This window comes from Haemophilus parainfluenzae (assembly GCF_036288925.1).
Lineage (GTDB): Bacteria > Pseudomonadota > Gammaproteobacteria > Enterobacterales > Pasteurellaceae > Haemophilus_D.
The window spans coordinates 1,537,239-1,555,034 of the sequence record NZ_CP127167.1; the positions used below are offsets into that span (position 1 = coordinate 1,537,239).

A 17,796-nucleotide genomic window follows, 5' to 3' on the forward strand; every position below is an offset into this window, starting at 1 on the left:
TGGCCGCACTTATTTTTAGTTGCCGTAATTAGCCCGTATTCCGCATACCTGCGGCAATACCTGTGATGGTAATCATCAAGGCTTGTTCGACATCAGGGCTTGGGTTTTCAGGCGATTCACGGAAACGGCGGAGCAATTCCACTTGAAGGAGATTGAGTGGATCCGTATAAACATTACGTAACGCAATAGAATCGGCGATCCATGGCAAGTCCGCCATTAATTCATCTTTGTGAGAAAGCGAAAGCACGGTTTTAATATCTGCATTCAGTTGGTTACGCAGATTCTCACCTAAGTACCAAAGCTCTTTTTTCACTAAGTTATGATCATATTGCTCTGAAAGCCAAGTATCGGTTTTACTGAACACCATTTCTAACATGCCTACACGAGTAGAGAAGAATGGCCACGCTTTACACATTTCTTCAATAATATGACCTTTGCCTTCATCCACAATTTTTTGAATTGCCGCCCCTGCACCAAGCCATGCTGGTAGCATTAAACGGTTTTGCATCCAAGCAAAAATCCATGGAATGGCACGTAAGCTTTCTACGCCACCATTTGGATTACGTTTTGCAGGGCGAGATCCAAGTGGTAGTTTAGACAGTTCTTGTTCCGGTGTAGCACTGCGGAAATAAGGCACGAAGTCTTTATCTCCACGAACAACACGACGGTAAATGTCACATGAAGTAACGGAAAGCTCATCCATGACCGCACGCCATTCTGCTTTTGGTTCTGGTGGTGGAAGTAAGTTTGCTTCTAAAATTGCACTCGCGTAAAGATCAAAGGTTTCAACTGCGACTTCAGGTAAACCCAGTTTAAAGCGGATCATTTCCCCTTGTTCAGTCACACGTAAACCATTTTTGAGTGAACGTGGAGGTTGAGAAAGTAATGCTGCATGTGCAGGTGCACCACCTCGACCGATTGTACCGCCACGACCATGGAATAAAGTGAGTTCAATACCCAGTTCTTCGGTTAAATTGACTAATGCTTCTTGTGCACGATATTGTGCCCATGAAGCTGCCATCATTCCCGCATCTTTGGCTGAGTCAGAATAACCAATCATCACCATTTGATGATTGTTAATCACGCCACGATACCAACCAATATTAAACAATTGACGCATGACACCTTCAGAGGCATCTAAGTCATCTAAGGTTTCAAAGAGTGGTACGACAGGAATGTGATAAGGCACGCCCGCTTCTTTTAATAATAAATGCACAGCAAGCACATCAGAGGCACTTCTTGCCATTGAAATAATATAGCAAGCAATCACGCCTTGTTTTTGTTGGGCAATGACTTTGCAAGTCTCTAAAATCTCTTGGGTTTCAGCAGACGGCTCCCAATGGGCTGGAATTAATGGACGGCGAGAATTTAATTCACGAACCAAGAAAGATTGTTTTTCTGCTTCGCTCCATTGTGCATAATCACCAATGCCAAGATAACGGGTGATTTCAGCAATCGCATCGGTATGACGCGTGCTTTCTTGACGGATATCCATTTGTGAAAGGGTGACCCCAAAACAGCGAATACGGTGCAAAATATCCAATAAGGATCCATTGGCAATAATACGCATGCCACACGCCATTAATGATTGATAGCAATCATAGAGCGGTTCCCAAAGTTGATTATCTTCCATGATGATATCCGCCTGACTTACACGAGGCGGACGATTTGCCATGCAATCTTCAAAGTAATCAAGAGTCCCGATAAGTTTTTCACGAAGTTGTTTGACCACAAAACGATAAGGCTCTAAATGTTCACCATATTTTGCGGTAAAGTCTGGTGTGCATTTCACCATGGATAATTCATCGGCAAGAGATTTGATGTCATTTAAGAATAAATCCGCTGCTTTCCAACGAGCAAGATAGAGCACTTGTTGGGTTATTTTTGAGGTGACAAACGGGTTACCATCACGGTCACCGCCCATCCAAGAAGAAATTCGGACAGGACGTAAGCCCACAGGTAAGTCGTAGCCTAAGAATTCACGAGAATGTTCATTTAATTGACGTAAGAATTCCGGCACGCCTTGCCATAGGCTATTTTCGATCATGGCATAGCCCCATTTTGCTTCATCGAATGGCGTCGGGCGAACAGTGCGGATCTCATTAGTGTGCCACGCTTCAGCAATTAAACGAAGTAGCAATCGTTCAATAATACCGCGTTCTTTAGGCGTTAAATCATCGTGCTCTAATTTGCTTAAGCATTTATTGATCTCAACGTGTTTATGGACTAAAGAACGACGTGTAGTTTCGGTTGGATGTGCCGTTAATACAAGCTCAATGAGCAAGTTTTCAATGGTTTTGTAAACCTCTTCTTTTGAGGCATTTTGTGCTTTTAAGCGTTGAAATAAAGCACTTAATGAACGGTTAGAGGATTGTAAATCTTTATGTTGGCGAGAGACCGTTTGGTATTGTTCAGCGATATTTGTTAAGTTAAGAAAATGGCTGAATGCACGCGCAACGGGAATAATGTTTTCGTTAGAAATGGTGGAAAGAGTATCCAACAATGTTTTACGCGCTTGGCTATCGCCCGCTCGAGATTGTTTGGATAATTGGCGAACCTTTTCAATCAAGGTAAGAATGTCTTCGCCTTGCGCATCATTAATGGTTTCTCCAAGAAAACGCCCTAACATATTAATATTATGGCGGAGAGTGCGATACTCATTAGTCATATGAACTCCGATAAAGAAAAATAAAATAAAACCAGGAGAGATATAACCAAAAATATGTATCGGGATCAAATGCTATACGTCGAAAACTTGTATTAAATCAAAAAAGCTGAAAATAAGTAAAAAAAGACCGCACTTTTTTAGATAAAATTTAAAGTGCGGTCAAAAAATTTAATGTTTATGCAAGTGTACGGACTGATTTTCGTAGTACCAATTCTGGATGGATCGCAATACGATGTTTTTCGTGGCTGTCGTTATCTTTATTGGCGATTCGTTCAAATAACAGATTAACCGCCTGTGCACCTAAACGTGATTTAGATTGGTGAATCGTGGTGAGTGGCGGTGCATAGAAACGTGATGAGTGAATATTGTCATAGCCAATAATCGAAATATCATCAGGCACGCGCAAGCCTTTTTCTGTAATAGCAGAAATTGCACCTAATGCCATCACATCATTACAGCAGAAGACAGCAGTAGGTAGGCTGTCTTGTACGAGAATTTTATTCATACACTCGTAACCATCTTCAGGCTCGAAGAAACCTTCCATAATCCAATTTTCATGAATTGGCAGATTGGCTTCATTCATGGCTTTCACAAAACCTTCATAACGTGTTCTTGCGGTAGTTTTATCCAATTCCCCCGCAATAAGACCAATGGCTTTATGACCACAATCAATTAAGTGCTTAGTCGCAATATATCCGCCCGTAGAGCTATTATCTTCAATGACATCTGTATCAGTATTAGGCCCCCAGTCCATTACAACCATTGGTATGTCAGCTGCGTTAGAAAGGATATCAAGTGAATGGGATGTATATTCAGAACACATGACTAATAAGCCATCTACACGTTTTTTGGCAAGCATGTCTAAATGGTTTTTAATCTTTTCTGGATCATTTTGTGTGTTACATAAAAACAATGAATAGCTTTGGCGATAACAATGATCTTCAACGGCATGAATGATTTCAGCAAAATAAGGGGATTCACTAGTGGTAACAATCATCCCAATAGATTTTGTCGTATTGACTTTCAAACTCCGCGCAACAGCACTAGGTGAATATTTCAAGTTTTTAATGGCTTGCATCACCGCTTCTTCGGTTTCTTTTGCTACAAAACGGGTTTTATTAATTACATGGGAAACTGTGGTAGTTGAAACACCAGCCATCTTCGCGACATCTTTAATTGTTGCCATAATTTTGCCTCTAGAAAATTTTTTCTATTATAAAGATTGAAACTAAAGAGGTTAAGCAGATTATAAAAATTTTTTGAAAAAACGTACTTTATTGTTAGAATAGGATATCTTTAACTAAACAAGTGGGAAATTAAAATGGGTGATTTTGGTTACGCGATGCTAACAGTAGTACTTTCTTTAAGTGTTGTAGTTGGTTTAGCTGTTGCAATTTTTTAATAGAAAGAAAAACATATTTAGGATTAACCGCGCTTTAAGCAATTAAAGTGCGGTTATTTTTTTGGTTGTTTTTTGTCTCCGAGCTAAAAGCAATGCCAACTGGCTATTTCTTTAGTATAATTTGCAACTATTTTCGTTTGTTGCAATCAAAATAACGCAAAAACTAAATTGAGATAATGATGAATAAATATTTGATTTCACTAGATAAAGATGTTCAGCGTCGTGAGCTGTTTTTTGCTCAACCTGATACCGCCGATTTTGCTGTATTTTCAGCGATTAATACCATGCAAAAAGAGTGGGATGAATTGGCTGAAGTATTCAATCCAACGAAGTTTGAACAGCATTATGGACGCAACGTCACAAAAGGCGAAATTGGTTGTACATTAAGCCATTTAGCGGTTTATCGTCAGATCGTAGAAGATCAAAATGTGACGGAAAATGACTATGCGTTAGTCTGTGAAGATGATGCGTTATTTAACGCTAATTTATCGCCAAACACAACCGCACTTTTAACCGAAAAATGCGATGCAGATATTGTATTAATCGGGCAGTCAAAAATTGCGGAATTTGATGATGTGGAATTGGAAATTAATTATCCGACAACCTTCTCATTTTTACGTCAAACAGTGGGTGATGTCACCGTAGCTTACCCATATAAAAGTTATTTTGCAGGCACGGTAGCATACTTAATTAAAAAATCAGCGGCACGTGCATTTTTAAAGCAACTCAAACAAGAAAAGCCGTTTTGGCTGGCTGATGATTTCTTATTATTTGAAACCCAATTCCAAATCAATAACAATGTGGTTCGTCCGCTTGTGGCCATTGAAAATCCACAGTTAGTGAGTAATTTGGAAGCGATTCGTGGTTCAAAATCTAATAATTTAGTAAAGAAATTAATGAAATATCCGCTCAAAAAAATCTTAGCGGTGAAAAAGAATTTAGGAAAATAACGTAAAAAATGACCGCACTTTTTAACCTTTTTTATCTTTACGATCCTTGGCTGTTCCATGTCGTACGAATGTCATTCGTCGCGGGCTTGGCTGCATTGGTTGTTTTGGCTTATCAGTACATTAAAAAGCAGAAACCGCAAGGCATCATTTTGCCTTTAGACAGTCTTGCTGTTTTAGGCGGATTGATTGTTTTCAGTGTGATTCCGTTATTACTTAATGGCACAAAAGATCTTTCAGTTATCACCATGTATGTGAAGGAATTGATTTTATTCCTCTTAGGCGTGGGACTGTATAATGCGTTTTATGCCAATGCAAACGGACAACAACGAGTCGTGCGAGATTTGCAAATTGGTGTAGTGGTGCAATTTGCAGTGGGCATCATTGGCTTGCTCGGCGCATCATTTGTGATCGATTTCTTGCTTTCAACCAATGCAGTGTTGCCCGCACGTTTTTATGGTTCAGAGCAGGAATATCGCTTATATAACATCACCGCAACCGCCTTTTTCCAACTGAGTTTATTCTATTTAATGCTGTTGCATTTCTTACTGGCTTACAACGCTAAACATAATACACTTCCAAGTATTTTAGTGTTTTTTATGCTATGTATCGGATTAATTTCAGGACGTACATTCCTTCTGTTATCGGTTGTGAGCATTTTAGTGTATTTCAAATGGCGTTATGTTCCATCACTCATTGCATTTGCTATTTTGGTCTTGTTATTGGCGTATTTCTTACCAGAAAATCCTTATGTTGCACATGCTTTAGAACCCGTGATTAATTTATTACACGGTGAAGGATTTGTCAGTTCGTCAACAGATACCTTGATGAAAAACCACCTCTTTATGCCAACGCTCAAGCAGTTCATTTATGGCGATGGTATGTATATGACAGGTGAGTTAGAAGTCGGTCGTTATTATGGGCATACGGACTCTGGTTTCTTACGCCAAATTCTTTATGGTGGTGTGTCTTATGCTTTAGTGTGTTTTGCCGTGACATTCTATTTTGTACGCAAAGTTGCCTTAAACTGGTTTGATGGCAGCTGGAAATTTATCCTTTCTGCCTTTGTGATTTTAGCGTTCTGTAATATCAAAGCAGACACCTTTGCTTTCCCGGGCATTATGTTTGTCATGCTGATGTTCTTATCGCTTTTTGGCACTCACGGTAAACAACTTATTTTATTTAAACAAAAGGAGCCGAAAGATGTTTAGTATCATCGTGCCTTCTTATAATCGGAAAGAAGAAATTCCTGCGTTATTGGAAAGTTTAACCAAGCAAACCACTTATAATTTTGATGTGGTGATTGTGGATGATTGTTCTAAAGAACCCGTTGAAGTGACACAATCTTATCCATTTGCAGTTAAAGTTATTCGTAACGAAACCAACCAAGGGGCAGCAGAAAGCCGTAATATCGGGGCAAGAAATGCCGATAATGATTGGTTGTTATTCCTTGATGATGATGATCGTTTTGCAAATGATAAATGTCAGAAATTAGCCGATGTGATTACCGAGCATGCTGATGTTAACTTTGTTTACCATCCAGCTAAATGTGAAATGGTGAATGAAGGCTTTAGCTATGTGACCAACCCAATTGAGCCACAAGAGATCAGCGTTGAACGAATTTTACTGGCGAATAAAATTGGTGGTATGCCGATGATTGGGGTGAAAAAAGATCTGTTTTTAAAAATTGGCGGATTATCAACCGCACTTCGTTCATTGGAAGACTATGATTTCTTGCTGAAACTTGTGCAAGATCCTACGTTTAAAGCGTGTAAAGTAGCAGAACCATTAACTTATTGTACGTTCCATACTAAGCGTTCTAGCGTATCAACGGATACGACTAATACGCAAAAAGCGATTGATTATATCCGTGAAAATTATGTGAAAACGGCAGAGCAAGAAAAGAATTTTGCCATCAACGCACAATATATGTTGGCTTACCCACATATAATGAATTTATCCCGTAAAGCGGCTTTTTACTATTTTGAGATTTTTAAATTAACGAAAAGTATTAAGCAGCTAATTATTGCCTTTGTGGTTCTAATTTCACCTAAATTGGCAATTAATTTGAAACGGTTTATATAGATAACTTATTAGATAGAGAAGTATGAAATTTTCAGTTTTAATGTCCTTATACGTTAAGGAAAATCCACAATATTTAAGAGAATGTTTTGAAAGTTTAGTGGCTCAAACCCATCCAGCAGATGAGATCGTATTGGTGTTTGATGGTGCGGTAACACCAGAATTGGAAGCCGTGGTTGCTGAATTCGAAACCAAATTACCCTTAAACTTAGTGAAGTTGCCAAAGAACTTAGGCTTAGGCAAAGCACTCAATGAAGGATTAAAACATTGTTCTCACGATTGGGTCTTCCGTATGGACACAGATGATATTTGTGTGCCAGAGCGTTTTGCGAAACAAGTGGCGTTTATTGAGCAACATCCGGATACGATTATTTTTGGTGGGCAGATTGCTGAGTTTGGCGAAAATATTCAAGACATCGTGGCATATCGTCATGTGCCGACTGATGCACAAGATATCGTTAAATTTACGCAAAAACGTTGTCCGTTCAATCACATGACGGTGGCATATCAAAAAAGTGCGGTCATTAATTGTGGTGGATATGAGGATTTACAGGAAGATTATTACCTGTGGATTAAGCTTGTAGCACAAGGTCAAAACGTGGCAAACTTGCCGGACATTTTAGTTTATGCCCGCGTGGGTAATGGCATGGTCGGGCGTCGTCGAGGTTTAAACCAAGCGAAAGCAGAATGGCGTTTATTTAAATTGAAACACCGCTTAGGTATTCAAGGTTTATTTTCAGGCCTATTCACCTTTGTCTTGCGTTCAGGTTCTCGCTTATTACCAACCTCGTTATTGAAAGCGGTTTATAACCAATTTTTACGCAAATAATGCGATATTTTGATAATTAAAAAAGGAAAACAAATGAATTTAATCTCAACGTTAAAAATGACGGCATTATCGACCGCACTTTTATTAGTGGGCTGCTCGAGCGTTTCAATGGTAAATAGTAGTGCTATTTATAGTAAACCGAGAACTTTAAATAACTTCAATGATTATGTACAGTTTTTAAAAGGTAAAGCAGCGGCTGAAGGTGTATCGGCTTCAGTATTAAATGCGCAGAATAATATTCAGTATATGCAAAAGGCCGTGGATTTAGATCGTGCACAAGCGGGTAGAAGTAAACGTAGTGCAGATAAACCTCAATTACCCAATCCAAACGGCACAACCAATTATTTGAATAAAGTACTGACTCAAAACAAAGTGGATATTGCCGCAGAGCGTTATTGGGAAGTCCAAGCGCCATTACAACAAGCAAGCCAACGTTATGGTGTTCAACAGGAATATATCCTTGCCTTATGGGGTATGGAAAGTAGCTTTGGTCACTACCAAGGTCGCTATGATGTGCTTTCCGCTTTAGCCACATTAGCATTTGATGGCAGACGTGAAGCCTTATTCAGTAAAGAATTTGTGAATGCGATGAAAATGTTAGAACGTGATCATATTCAACGTCACAGAATGTTAGGCTCTTGGGCGGGCGCAATGGGACAAACTCAATTTATGCCAAGTGCATTCTTGAATTATGCGGCAGATGGTAATAATGATGGTGTGAAGGACATTTGGACGAACCAATTTGATGCGTTTGCTTCAATTGCAAATTATCTTCACACTGTAGGTTGGGATAACAAATTGCCTTGGGGCGTTGAAGTCACATTAAATCAACCATTAGATTTATCGCTTTCAGGCATTGAGAAAAACAAAGCTCGTTCATTAAGTGACTGGCAATCCAAAGGTATCACCTTAGCGAGCTTCAGCCAACAAGAACAAGATAAATTGACCGCACTTTCGCAAGCCGATCTTTGGTTAGTTCGTCCCGATAAAGAAGTTGGCCGTGCATTCTTGGTCTCCAATAACTACCGCACAATTTTAGATTGGAACAAATCAAACTATTTCGGCGTGAGTATTGGTATGTTTGCTGATCGCATTAAGATGGCCACCGGCTTGTAGAAAATTATTTTCCTTTTATAATCCAGCAAAGCTTTGTTGGATTATTTTTTATCTATAATTTGAATATTTGGAGAACACGATGCAAAAAAAATGGCTTTCTATTTTATTGTTTGCACCTTTGATACAGAGCAATTATACCTTAGCTGATCAAGCTAAAGGAAAAGAATTGAATTATCAAGGATTGGGTGAAGTGCTGTTTTTTGATAAATCGCTTTCTTTTAATAAAACACAAAGCTGCTCAACTTGTCACAACCCGGGTACGGCCTTTGTGGATCAACGTAAAAATTCGGCAAATCAAATGGTCTCCGAGGGAGATAATCCGCATCTTCATGGTAATCGCAATGCCAACACGGCACTTTATGCGATGTTTTCACCAGATTTTCATTTTGATGAAAAAACTCAAGATTATGTTGGCGGACAATTCTGGGATGGGCGTGCAAAAGATTTAGCCGAGCAAGCAGGTGGTCCACCTATTAATCCAGTGGAAATGGGCATGCCAGATAAAAAATCGATTGTCGAACGTCTAAAAGCAAATTCAATTTATTACAAGGCAATTACAGATATTTATGGTGAAAGTATTTGGGCTGATACCGACAGAATCTATGCCATTATGGAAAAAGCCATTGCAGAGTTCGAAAAGCATGAATTATTTGCGCAATTCTCTTCAAAATATGATCGTGCATTAAAAAATGAAGCGGAATTGACCGCACTTGAATCGGAAGGTAAGGCATTATTTTTCGATAAAACACGAACAAACTGCAGTAATTGCCATCAATCAAGTGACGCGAATTCAGTAAAAGAGACCTTTACGAATTATCGCTATTACAATATCGGCGTGCCAAGTAACCAAGCGTTAATTAAGTTAAATAAACTTGCGGCTGATTATGTGGATAATGGACTATTGGATAATCCAATGGTAAAAGGCGATGAAAAGCAAAAAGGTAAATTTAAAGTGCCAACATTGCGTAACATTGGTGTCACAGCACCTTATATGCATAACGGCGTTTTCCGTGATTTAAAAACCGTTTTGCTATTTAAAGACAGTTTTAATAATCCTAATCGTAAAATCAATCCTGAAACAGGAAAAGCGTGGGATAAAGCCGAATATGCTCCAACCATTAATCCTGATGTTTTAAAAGCCAAACCGCTTACAGATGAAGAGATTAATGCATTAGAAGCATTCTTAAAAACGTTAACTGACGAAGCTTACGAAGAATAATTATCAGATTAATCTATTAGAATAAGTTTACACCTATACGAAACAGAAAAATCTGATTACTATAATGGTATTACATGATTTAAGTCTTGCCGCTCAATTTTCAGATGAGTTGATTTTACTTGGTGAAGATAAAGTGCAAGGCGTAGGCGATGCTCATCATGTTTTACAAGTCGAAACCATTAATCGTTTGTATCATGTAAACGTTGAATTATTGCAATGTAGTGCCGGTTTGCAGTGGTTCGTCCACAACGTAAATCAGCACATTCTTAAGAAGGAAATGAAAATGAAGAAAATTGTACTTGCAGCATTAGTAGGTTTAAGTTTTACTGCTCAAGCCGCACATTATGACATTAAAATGTTAAATTCAAATAGTGAAGGCTCAATGGTTTTTGAACCGGGTTATTTAAAAGTTCAACCAGGAGATACAGTGACATTTCGTCCAGAAAATAAAAGCCACTTTGTACACAGTAAAGCGATTCCTGAAGGTGCACAAAAATTCCAATCTGAAGAAGATCAAGAGCTTACGATCACTTTAGATAAAGAAGGTGTGTATGTTTATAGTTGTCCAGTACACCGTTCAATGAATATGAATGGTGTGATTCAAGTGGGTGATAATCTACCAAACAAAGAACAAGCGGAGAAAGTGGTGAAAGATCTTGAGAAGAAATCCATGACGAATAAAGGTCGTCTTGAAAAATATTTTGCTCAAGTAAAATAATTATTGAAATCGATGCGCCAGTTTAATGATTGGCGCATCTTATTTTATAGGTAGATGCTGTCTAGCTATAAATAAAAAAACCTTACTTGTTACAGTAAGGTTTTTTTCATCTTTAACGCTTAATTATTTTGCAGCTGGAGCAGCTGGTGCTGCAGGTGCAAATTTTTGTGCTAAATCAGCACCGTCTTTTTGTAATTTAGCGACTGCAGCTTGTAGTTTTTCAACTTTAGCTTGGTAAGCTTTAGTTTGTTCTTCAGTTGGTGCTTTAGTTGCTAAGTTTAATTGATCAACTAATAATTCACTTGATAACGCAAGTACTTCTTTATTTTGATCTTTGATGTTTTTCACTGAAGGTGAAGCAACTTCTAATTTATCTAAGCTTGCAATAGTATCTTCAACAGTTTTGTTGAAAGTTTTGATTGCTTCTTCAATTTTCTTTTCATCTTTTGCTTCAACCGCAGCAGCTAAATCAGATTGAAGTTTTTGTTGTGCAGTCATTTGAGCTTGAGCTTGGCTTGCATTCCATTCAAGTAATTTGTTGTAGTCAGCTTGTTCTTGAGCAGGAGTTGCTTCAGCTGGTTTAGCCGCTTCAGCAGGTTTTGCTGCTTCTTGTTTAGCTTCTGGCGCAGGCTGAGTAGTTTCAGGTTTTGCCGGAGCTGGTTTATCTGCTGGTTTATCACAAGCAGTTAAGAATAATGCAAATAATGCAGTTGCACTGATTTTAGTAAATTTGTTCATAAACAATCCTTTATTGATATATAAAAAACTTCTTAGCTTATAAAAATTAAGCCCTTTTTAAGACCTTGTATTTTAAAATTAGTTTAAAAAAATTTCAAAAACTATTTTAGTGTTTGAATATATTCACTTAAATTATGAATATCTTGTTCACTTAAACGTTGTTTTGCAGGGCTTCCTGCGCTAGGAATATTTCCTGCTTTTCGTTCTGAAAGTGCGGTTGAAATTTCTTCTGGTTTTAGCTGATTAATGATTTTTGATTCACCCATTGCTGGTTTTTCGCCTTGTTTTCCATGACAAGTTGCACAAGACCGTTTATATACCTTTTCTGCTTTCACTAAGTCAGCTTCGGCAGAAAGGGCTGGAGCCGCAAATAAAAAGCCTAAAACGGGTAAAAAAATAGAGAGTAAGTAAATTCGTTTTTGCATTTTGGCTAGCCTTTAAATAATTTATCTAAATCTGCTGCGGGAATCGCCCCTTCATATTTAGCCTGAATATTGCCTTCAGGTGTGATCACAAAGCTTGTTGGCGTGCCAATAAGCTGATAGCGTTCCGCTGTGATTTTTAATTGGTCTTTGATAACTGGCAGCATAAGCTGACGTTTGGCGACTACGGCTTTGGTATCCACTTTATCACCATCTACGTTAATAGCGATAAGTTGAACTTTATTTGGATTAGCTTCAGCCAATTTTTCAAATTCTTTTAACTCAGCGACACATCGACCACAGGTTTCAGACCAGAATGTCAGTAGGCGAGTGCCTTGCCAATTATCAAGTTTCACCTCTTTACCTTGTAAATCATAGGCAGCGATGTCTGGCGCTTTTTGACCAATAGCCGCAACTTCGTCTTTACAAGAAACGCTGCCAAAAATGACCGCACTTATCGCAAGTAGTTTTACGAATTTATTTTTCATGAATGTCCTCTTTTACAAATTTTCCGTGGTGGAGATAAATAACACGATTGGTTAACTCACTCAATTCAGGATTGTGTGTAACCATCACAATGGTTCTACCTTGACGATTTAACTCTTGTAGTAAATCCAGTACAAGCGCTTCATTTTTTTCATCGAGGTTACCCGTAGGTTCATCGGCAAAAATGACCGGAGGTTGGTTCACTAATGCACGAGCAATACATACCCGTTGTTGTTCGCCTCCGGAAAGTTGGCTTGGACGGTGATCAATACGATGACCTAGTCCCACTTGCTCGAGTACCGCTTTAGCCGCCGCTTCATCAATCACACTGTGATAGTGCTGTGCGAGCATCACATTTTCAAGTGCGGTCAAATAAGGAATTAAATGGAATTGTTGGAAAACTAGACCAATTTTTTCCGCTCGGAAACGTTGGCGACCTACTTCATCCAGTTGGGCTGCATCGACACCATCTAAAATGACTTTACCTTCACTGGCGGTATCTAAACCGGTCAGAATATTCATGAGCGTGGTTTTACCGGAACCCGATGCCCCCATGATGGCAATAAATTCACCTTGGCGAATTTGAATATTAATATCTTCTAAAGCAGTGACTTGCCCGAATCGTTTATATAAATGTTGCGTTTCAATCACAAATTCACTCATTTTATTCCCCTTTCAACACATTTGCGGTTTGAATATTTAAAGCGCGTTTGGTTGGTACAATCACCGCAATAAAGGCAACCAATAACGATAAGACGATAGTAATAGGAATAACCGGTAGACGCATATCAATGTAAGATTTAAATACGGTTAATCCAAGTAATTGTGCCAAAATGTAGCCGAGAATCAGTCCCGCAACAATAGCACAAAGTGCAATGATCAGAATCTCAGTACTAATCTGTTTAATGATGTCACTTTGTTTAGCACCTAAGGCTTTTTGTAGTGCAAATTCTTTTGCTCGCTCACCAACAATCGCAATCAACGTGGTGTTCACACAAAGGGTAGCGAGAATCAAAATGACTAATGAGATTAAGCCCATCAATCCTTTAATTTTATCTAAAATCTGCCCTTCAGACGCTGAGACTTTTCGAATTGGTCGAGCAGTTAGATCGAGTTGGCGTTGCATAATGTCTTGGGCAAATTGTGCAACGTTACCTTGTTCATTTTTGACATTGAGCAAGGCGTTGTTTGCCAATCCTTCTTTATCTAACCAACTTTGTGCAAATTCTAAGCTAACGATTAACATGTTGTCTGTGGCATCGCCTGCCTCAACAATACCTTTTATCGTGAATTCATGTTTTTCGACGGCATTTTTGGAAAGCTTTAACTTACTCCCAACGCCTAAATTAAGACGTTCAGCTAAGGTTTTACCAATCATGGCATGGCGATCGTCAAAATTCACATTAATGGACGAACCGGTAATTTGCCAATAAGGCGCGAGCACACGCATATCTTCAAACCACACGCCCATAATCACGATTTTTTCTAAATCACTTCGTGCAACACCATATAAATAAGGGCTGGCAGCGGTGATAAAATTATCCGGTGCATGATGAAGAATTTGTTTTAATTGGCGTTCTTTCATCAAACCACCATTGGCAGCCCCAATGTAAAAGTTTGCCCCGAAAGTACGGAGCTCTTGGCTCATTTTGGTATTAATATCAAAATATACTGCAGCCATTGCGGTCACAATGGACGCACCGACAGTCAACGCAGAGAAGATAATAAATACCCGTTGTAAACGTAGGCGTAATGCTTGGAAGATTAAACGCCAAAACATACTTTTATTGGCGGCCATACAGCACCTCCACAGGGTAAAGTTTGGCAATACGATGGGCTGGGAACCAAGTGCCCACCACAGCAATTAAAATAGACAGCATCAATACGCAAGGGATGACAATCCAAGCGAAACTCAGTGGTACGCCAAATAGCGCTGAACCAATAAATCTTGCTAAGCCCCAACCTGCAATACAACCAAGAGTGCCACCAATTAAGGCACTGATAATGGCTTCACAATAAAATAATAAAGCAATTTGCCATTGGTATGCGCCTAAAGCCTTCATTAGACCAATTTCTTTTGAGCGCTCAATGATCCCAGTACTCATTAATGAGGCAATGCCCATAGCAGCGGCGATTAAGGCAGCAAGAGTCACGACAGCAAGCAATAACTGGATTTTACCAATGACGACACCTTCTGATGCGGCAACCTGCCAAATTGGGCGAACAATAGCACCAGAGATAGCTTCTTCTAACTGATGTGAAATAGACGAAACATAAGCTGTACAATACCAACGATCGTACTCTTCAGCATCCAATGCATCGGTATTGGCACGTGCTTTGCGAGAAAGATCATTTTCCGGAACAGTAAGCGCAGACACTTTAACCGCTTGAATTTTTCCTTCTAAACCTAGTAATTTTTGCACGGCATTGAGTGGCATGACTAATTGATTATCTTCAGCGCCCCCAGTAGATAAAATCCCGGTAATTTCAACCGCACTTTGATTATCAAGTTCATCATTTTGATAGTGGAGCTTGATTTTATCGCCTTGTTTTAACCCAGTTCGTTGTGCTAATTGTTCACCAATGATCGCAGGAATAAATTCACCTTCAGGCATTTCAAGATCGTTTACCCATTCTCCTTGAACATGCCAATAAGGGCTAATAATTTTTTGGCCAGTATGGAAATCGTCTTCGTCTGGTACAGGAATGTTGTGATCGAAAAATGTACCAAGCACATTAATTTGTTCAAGTGCGGTCGATTTTTCATACGTTTTTGCAGAAAGAATTTCTGCTTTCACATCTGCACTTAATAATGGCGCAAATCCCACAATGTTATTTCGCCAGAAAATATCTTTAATATTCGGCAGTTCTTTTTCATCGAGGAAATCTTGGCTACTTAAATCTGTGTTATGGCTGAGTTCGCCAGGCAAGGCTGCATTGCTCGCAGGTTCAACTAAAATATTGGCACCGTAAGATTTTAGTTCTTTCGCCATTTTGTCGCCGATATCAATAGAAACAGCTAATAGCGCAGAGACTAATCCCGCAGCCAAGAAAATAGTCACCACGGCTAAAAATTTACGTTTTATGCTAAAACGCCAAGATTGGAATAACATTCTTGCTAGCATTATTCCCCCTTACCTAAATATTTTTCAGGGTTATCACGGAATAAATCAAGATTTTTCTCGCTTTCAAAGAAGTAAGTCTTACCTTCGTAATTATATTTGTGCTCTGTTTTAGTGTTTTTCATTTGGGTGCCACTAATAGGATCTTTTACATCGATTTCAACAATCGTGCTAAATAAATTCAGCCCTTCTTCTAAGCTGGTTCGATTAATGAGAATTTCAGTCTCAGTTTGTTGCCAATCTTCAATCGGTACAGGATTACAGCCACCCGGTTTACCAATAGATGGAATAAACATATGTACGCCGCAACCCACGCAAACGACTTGGTTACCTTCCATCACATAGCCTTGGTCACCACAAAGCAAGCAGGCATCAAATACTGCGGCTAAGCTCAATTTATCTGGCTGACGATTAATGACAAAGAAACGCACAGCTTTACCATCATCAGCAATCCAAACAAAACGGTGTAATTTGCCGTCTTTTACTTGCTCAATCGGAATGCGAACTTGTTGCTTGTCATCTAAGGTAACAGGAATTGCTTCTGAAAGTTGTGGGGGACGAGAAGCAATTTGCTCCCAATAAAGTTGCGTTGCAAAAGTAATCGCTAAAGCTAAATAGCCCCAACCGAGTAGGTGAGAAGAGGTACGTAATGCAGCTAATTTTTGGCGTTTTTCAATCGGTTCTTGTGTGGTATTAACTTGTTGCTTGCGTGATAAATGAATTTTGCCGTAAAAGATGGCAAGTACAACTAAGAGCAATGTTGCACAGATGTAATTTAACCAACGAGTGATTTCGCCTGATTTCGCAACAAAACTTAAACGAGGCTTGGTAAGTTCAAGCACCTGAAGTTTCATTAAAATTAATAAGAGTTCACCGATAAGTGGAACAAGCAAGCAAACTAAGAGAAGGCTAATAGCACCTTTTAAAAGTGCGGTTGATTTTTGTTGTGTTTTTACCGCTTGTTTTAGAAGTAAATAGATCCAGCCTTGTAAGCATAGACAAAAAACAAAGGCAAAAATGACCGCACTTATATGTAAGATCGAATCGGTATTGATAACATCAGTAGAAACGAGAGCGGTAATGTTAGGATCTTTTGCCCAGAAGCTTCCAGCGATGAGCATTAATACCGTTTGCCAAAAGGCAGGTAAGCGACCTTTGCCGAAAATTAAACATAAGGCAAAGATAGTCAACAGCGTCAATATCACGCCATTAACGATTAAATTGGTGATTTGTCCCGTAGGTAAACTAAGGCGCAGTACGATACCGGCAATAAAACCGAATAGGCTAAGCCAAATTATTTTTTTCGCACTCACAGTGGATTGTTTACTGTGATAAACACCGAGCAATAATGAAAAAGGTAAAAGTGCTTGAAGCAGGAAAGTAAAAAAATAATTCATAGTTTGACCATTTAATAGGATAAAACAGACGATATTTTAAGGTTAAATGAAATGCTATTGCCTTCCCCTGACATACAAGGGAAGGCAAGTCGGTAAAATCAATGTTTACCTGAGATTATTTGATGCCAGTGAATTTGAATTCATAGCTTACATCAAATGGTTTCCACCAACGACCTACACCCGTTTCAGAGTCGGTATGACGGTGCATACCCGCTTTTGATGGAGGATCGATGTGGTAAGTTAATTTATAGTTACCTACGCCCATCATTTTCACGTTTGCACCGTAGTGAGGACCATCACCCGCTACCATTGGCATGAAAGTACCTTCTTGTTTTTCACCCGTATCAGCATTTACCAAAGTATAGTTGATGGTTAAGTAAGGCATCCATTCACCATCACCAAAGCCATTTTTGTTACCTTTTACTGCGTGGATATCCGCTTCTAAGTGAATATCTGATTTTGCCGCAGGTAAACCCATACCACGAGGTTCCATATCGATTGGTTTGAGATAAACCGCCGCAATTTCCATTTCATTCATGGTTACCGCTTCACCGATTGGGTACTCTTGGAATGCGTTTGCAGTAGACGCGGTAAAAATACCCGCAAATAATGCTGTTGCTAAAAGTGCTTTTTTCATTGTTTTTCTCCTA

General features: G+C 39.1%; 17 protein-coding genes and 1 pseudogene. 8 read left to right on the forward strand and 10 right to left on the reverse strand.

Annotation, left to right across the window (positions count from 1 at the left end; translation table 11 throughout):
- Nucleotides 1-28 precede the first annotated feature (28 nt).
- Both ppc and purR read right to left on the reverse strand, forming a co-directional pair.
- Nucleotides 29-2,668, reverse strand: a complete 2,640-nt coding sequence (ppc, locus tag QQS40_RS07845) for a phosphoenolpyruvate carboxylase (protein ID WP_329504692.1) — start codon at nt 2,666-2,668, stop codon at nt 29-31.
- Nucleotides 2,669-2,843: 175 nt separating this feature from the next.
- Nucleotides 2,844-3,854 (reverse strand): HTH-type transcriptional repressor PurR, encoded by a 1,011-nt coding sequence (gene purR / locus QQS40_RS07850; protein WP_329504694.1) that lies wholly within the window; start codon nt 3,852-3,854, stop codon nt 2,844-2,846.
- 395 nt (nt 3,855-4,249) lie between these two features.
- Between purR and QQS40_RS07855 the strand changes: the two genes are divergently transcribed.
- The 8 genes and pseudogenes from QQS40_RS07855 to QQS40_RS07885 all read left to right on the forward strand — a co-directional run bounded on the left by QQS40_RS07855 (nt 4,250) and on the right by QQS40_RS07885 (nt 10,981).
- Complete coding sequence (locus tag QQS40_RS07855) at nt 4,250-5,020, forward strand: glycosyltransferase family 25 protein (protein WP_297569187.1); 771 nt, start codon at nt 4,250-4,252, stop codon at nt 5,018-5,020.
- An 8-nt stretch (nt 5,021-5,028) separates the two neighbouring features.
- Nucleotides 5,029-6,228 (forward strand): hypothetical protein, encoded by a 1,200-nt coding sequence (locus QQS40_RS07860; RefSeq protein ID WP_297569161.1) that lies wholly within the window; start codon nt 5,029-5,031, stop codon nt 6,226-6,228.
- Nucleotides 6,221-7,102 carry a glycosyltransferase family 2 protein gene (locus tag QQS40_RS07865; RefSeq protein WP_289902071.1) on the forward strand — a complete coding sequence of 294 codons (882 nt, stop codon included), beginning with the start codon at nt 6,221-6,223 and terminating at the stop codon, nt 7,100-7,102. The genes QQS40_RS07860 and QQS40_RS07865 overlap by 8 nt, the downstream gene beginning before the upstream one ends.
- A 22-nt stretch (nt 7,103-7,124) precedes the next feature.
- Nucleotides 7,125-7,928, forward strand: coding sequence for a glycosyltransferase family 2 protein (locus tag QQS40_RS07870; RefSeq protein WP_289902072.1), 804 nt, complete (start codon nt 7,125-7,127; stop codon nt 7,926-7,928).
- 33 nt (nt 7,929-7,961) lie between these two features.
- A complete protein-coding gene (locus QQS40_RS07875; RefSeq protein ID WP_289902073.1) occupies nt 7,962-9,044 on the forward strand; it encodes a lytic murein transglycosylase in 1,083 nt (360 codons plus the stop codon).
- A gap of 79 nt (nt 9,045-9,123) precedes the next feature.
- Nucleotides 9,124-10,263 carry a cytochrome-c peroxidase gene (locus tag QQS40_RS07880; protein ID WP_289902074.1) on the forward strand — a complete coding sequence of 380 codons (1,140 nt, stop codon included), beginning with the start codon at nt 9,124-9,126 and terminating at the stop codon, nt 10,261-10,263.
- Nucleotides 10,262-10,533 (forward strand): annotated as a pseudogene (locus QQS40_RS11240) (ABC transporter ATP-binding protein); the annotation flags it as partial. The gene QQS40_RS07880 and the pseudogene QQS40_RS11240, both read left to right, overlap by 2 nt.
- Nucleotides 10,534-10,546: 13 nt before the next feature.
- Nucleotides 10,547-10,981 carry a pseudoazurin gene (locus QQS40_RS07885; RefSeq protein ID WP_128787413.1) on the forward strand — a complete coding sequence of 145 codons (435 nt, stop codon included), beginning with the start codon at nt 10,547-10,549 and terminating at the stop codon, nt 10,979-10,981.
- Nucleotides 10,982-11,104: 123 nt separating this feature from the next.
- On the opposite strand, the gene QQS40_RS07890 is transcribed toward QQS40_RS07885, so the two are convergent.
- From QQS40_RS07890 to QQS40_RS07925, 8 genes are all read right to left on the reverse strand, one after another.
- A complete protein-coding gene (locus tag QQS40_RS07890; RefSeq protein ID WP_289902075.1) occupies nt 11,105-11,719 on the reverse strand; it encodes a PM1805 family lipoprotein in 615 nt (204 codons plus the stop codon).
- Between the two features lie 101 nt (nt 11,720-11,820).
- The gene (locus tag QQS40_RS07895; RefSeq protein ID WP_049357409.1) at nt 11,821-12,144 is read right to left on the reverse strand and encodes a c-type cytochrome; all 324 of its coding nucleotides are present in this window, start codon (nt 12,142-12,144) and stop codon (nt 11,821-11,823) included.
- A 5-nt stretch (nt 12,145-12,149) separates the two neighbouring features.
- On the reverse strand, nt 12,150-12,629 hold the full coding sequence (locus tag QQS40_RS07900; protein WP_049357407.1) for a TlpA family protein disulfide reductase: 480 nt from the start codon (nt 12,627-12,629) through the stop codon (nt 12,150-12,152).
- Complete coding sequence (locus QQS40_RS07905) at nt 12,619-13,290, reverse strand: ABC transporter ATP-binding protein (protein WP_289902076.1); 672 nt, start codon at nt 13,288-13,290, stop codon at nt 12,619-12,621. The genes QQS40_RS07900 and QQS40_RS07905 overlap by 11 nt, the downstream gene beginning before the upstream one ends.
- Nucleotide 13,291: 1 nt before the next feature.
- Nucleotides 13,292-14,425, reverse strand: coding sequence for an ABC transporter permease (locus tag QQS40_RS07910; RefSeq protein ID WP_297569170.1), 1,134 nt, complete (start codon nt 14,423-14,425; stop codon nt 13,292-13,294).
- Nucleotides 14,412-15,752 carry an ABC transporter permease gene (locus tag QQS40_RS07915; protein WP_289902078.1) on the reverse strand — a complete coding sequence of 447 codons (1,341 nt, stop codon included), beginning with the start codon at nt 15,750-15,752 and terminating at the stop codon, nt 14,412-14,414. The genes QQS40_RS07910 and QQS40_RS07915 overlap by 14 nt, the downstream gene beginning before the upstream one ends.
- Nucleotides 15,752-17,146, reverse strand: coding sequence for a Fe-S-containing protein (locus QQS40_RS07920; protein ID WP_289902079.1), 1,395 nt, complete (start codon nt 17,144-17,146; stop codon nt 15,752-15,754). The genes QQS40_RS07915 and QQS40_RS07920 overlap by 1 nt, the downstream gene beginning before the upstream one ends.
- Before the next feature lie 115 nt (nt 17,147-17,261).
- Nucleotides 17,262-17,783, reverse strand: coding sequence for an iron transporter (locus tag QQS40_RS07925; protein WP_049357398.1), 522 nt, complete (start codon nt 17,781-17,783; stop codon nt 17,262-17,264).
- Between the last annotated feature and the right edge of the window lie 13 nt (nt 17,784-17,796).

Excerpts from the sequence above, each read along its gene's own strand:
- ppc (WP_329504692.1), bottom strand. The coding sequence starts at position 2,668 with ATGACTAATGAGTATCGCACTCTCCGCCATAATATTAATATGTTAGGG.
- purR (WP_329504694.1), bottom strand. The coding sequence starts at position 3,854 with ATGGCAACAATTAAAGATGTCGCGAAGATGGCTGGTGTTTCAACTACC.
- QQS40_RS07855 (WP_297569187.1), top strand. The coding sequence starts at position 4,250 with ATGAATAAATATTTGATTTCACTAGATAAAGATGTTCAGCGTCGTGAG.
- QQS40_RS07860 (WP_297569161.1), top strand. The coding sequence starts at position 5,029 with ATGACCGCACTTTTTAACCTTTTTTATCTTTACGATCCTTGGCTGTTC.
- QQS40_RS07865 (WP_289902071.1), top strand. The coding sequence starts at position 6,221 with ATGTTTAGTATCATCGTGCCTTCTTATAATCGGAAAGAAGAAATTCCT.
- QQS40_RS07870 (WP_289902072.1), top strand. The coding sequence starts at position 7,125 with ATGAAATTTTCAGTTTTAATGTCCTTATACGTTAAGGAAAATCCACAA.
- QQS40_RS07875 (WP_289902073.1), top strand. The coding sequence starts at position 7,962 with ATGAATTTAATCTCAACGTTAAAAATGACGGCATTATCGACCGCACTT.
- QQS40_RS07880 (WP_289902074.1), top strand. The coding sequence starts at position 9,124 with ATGCAAAAAAAATGGCTTTCTATTTTATTGTTTGCACCTTTGATACAG.
- QQS40_RS07885 (WP_128787413.1), top strand. The coding sequence starts at position 10,547 with ATGAAGAAAATTGTACTTGCAGCATTAGTAGGTTTAAGTTTTACTGCT.
- QQS40_RS07890 (WP_289902075.1), bottom strand. The coding sequence starts at position 11,719 with ATGAACAAATTTACTAAAATCAGTGCAACTGCATTATTTGCATTATTC.
- QQS40_RS07895 (WP_049357409.1), bottom strand. The coding sequence starts at position 12,144 with ATGCAAAAACGAATTTACTTACTCTCTATTTTTTTACCCGTTTTAGGC.
- QQS40_RS07900 (WP_049357407.1), bottom strand. The coding sequence starts at position 12,629 with ATGAAAAATAAATTCGTAAAACTACTTGCGATAAGTGCGGTCATTTTT.
- QQS40_RS07905 (WP_289902076.1), bottom strand. The coding sequence starts at position 13,290 with ATGAGTGAATTTGTGATTGAAACGCAACATTTATATAAACGATTCGGG.
- QQS40_RS07910 (WP_297569170.1), bottom strand. The coding sequence starts at position 14,425 with ATGGCCGCCAATAAAAGTATGTTTTGGCGTTTAATCTTCCAAGCATTA.
- QQS40_RS07915 (WP_289902078.1), bottom strand. The coding sequence starts at position 15,752 with ATGCTAGCAAGAATGTTATTCCAATCTTGGCGTTTTAGCATAAAACGT.
- QQS40_RS07920 (WP_289902079.1), bottom strand. The coding sequence starts at position 17,146 with ATGAATTATTTTTTTACTTTCCTGCTTCAAGCACTTTTACCTTTTTCA.
- QQS40_RS07925 (WP_049357398.1), bottom strand. The coding sequence starts at position 17,783 with ATGAAAAAAGCACTTTTAGCAACAGCATTATTTGCGGGTATTTTTACC.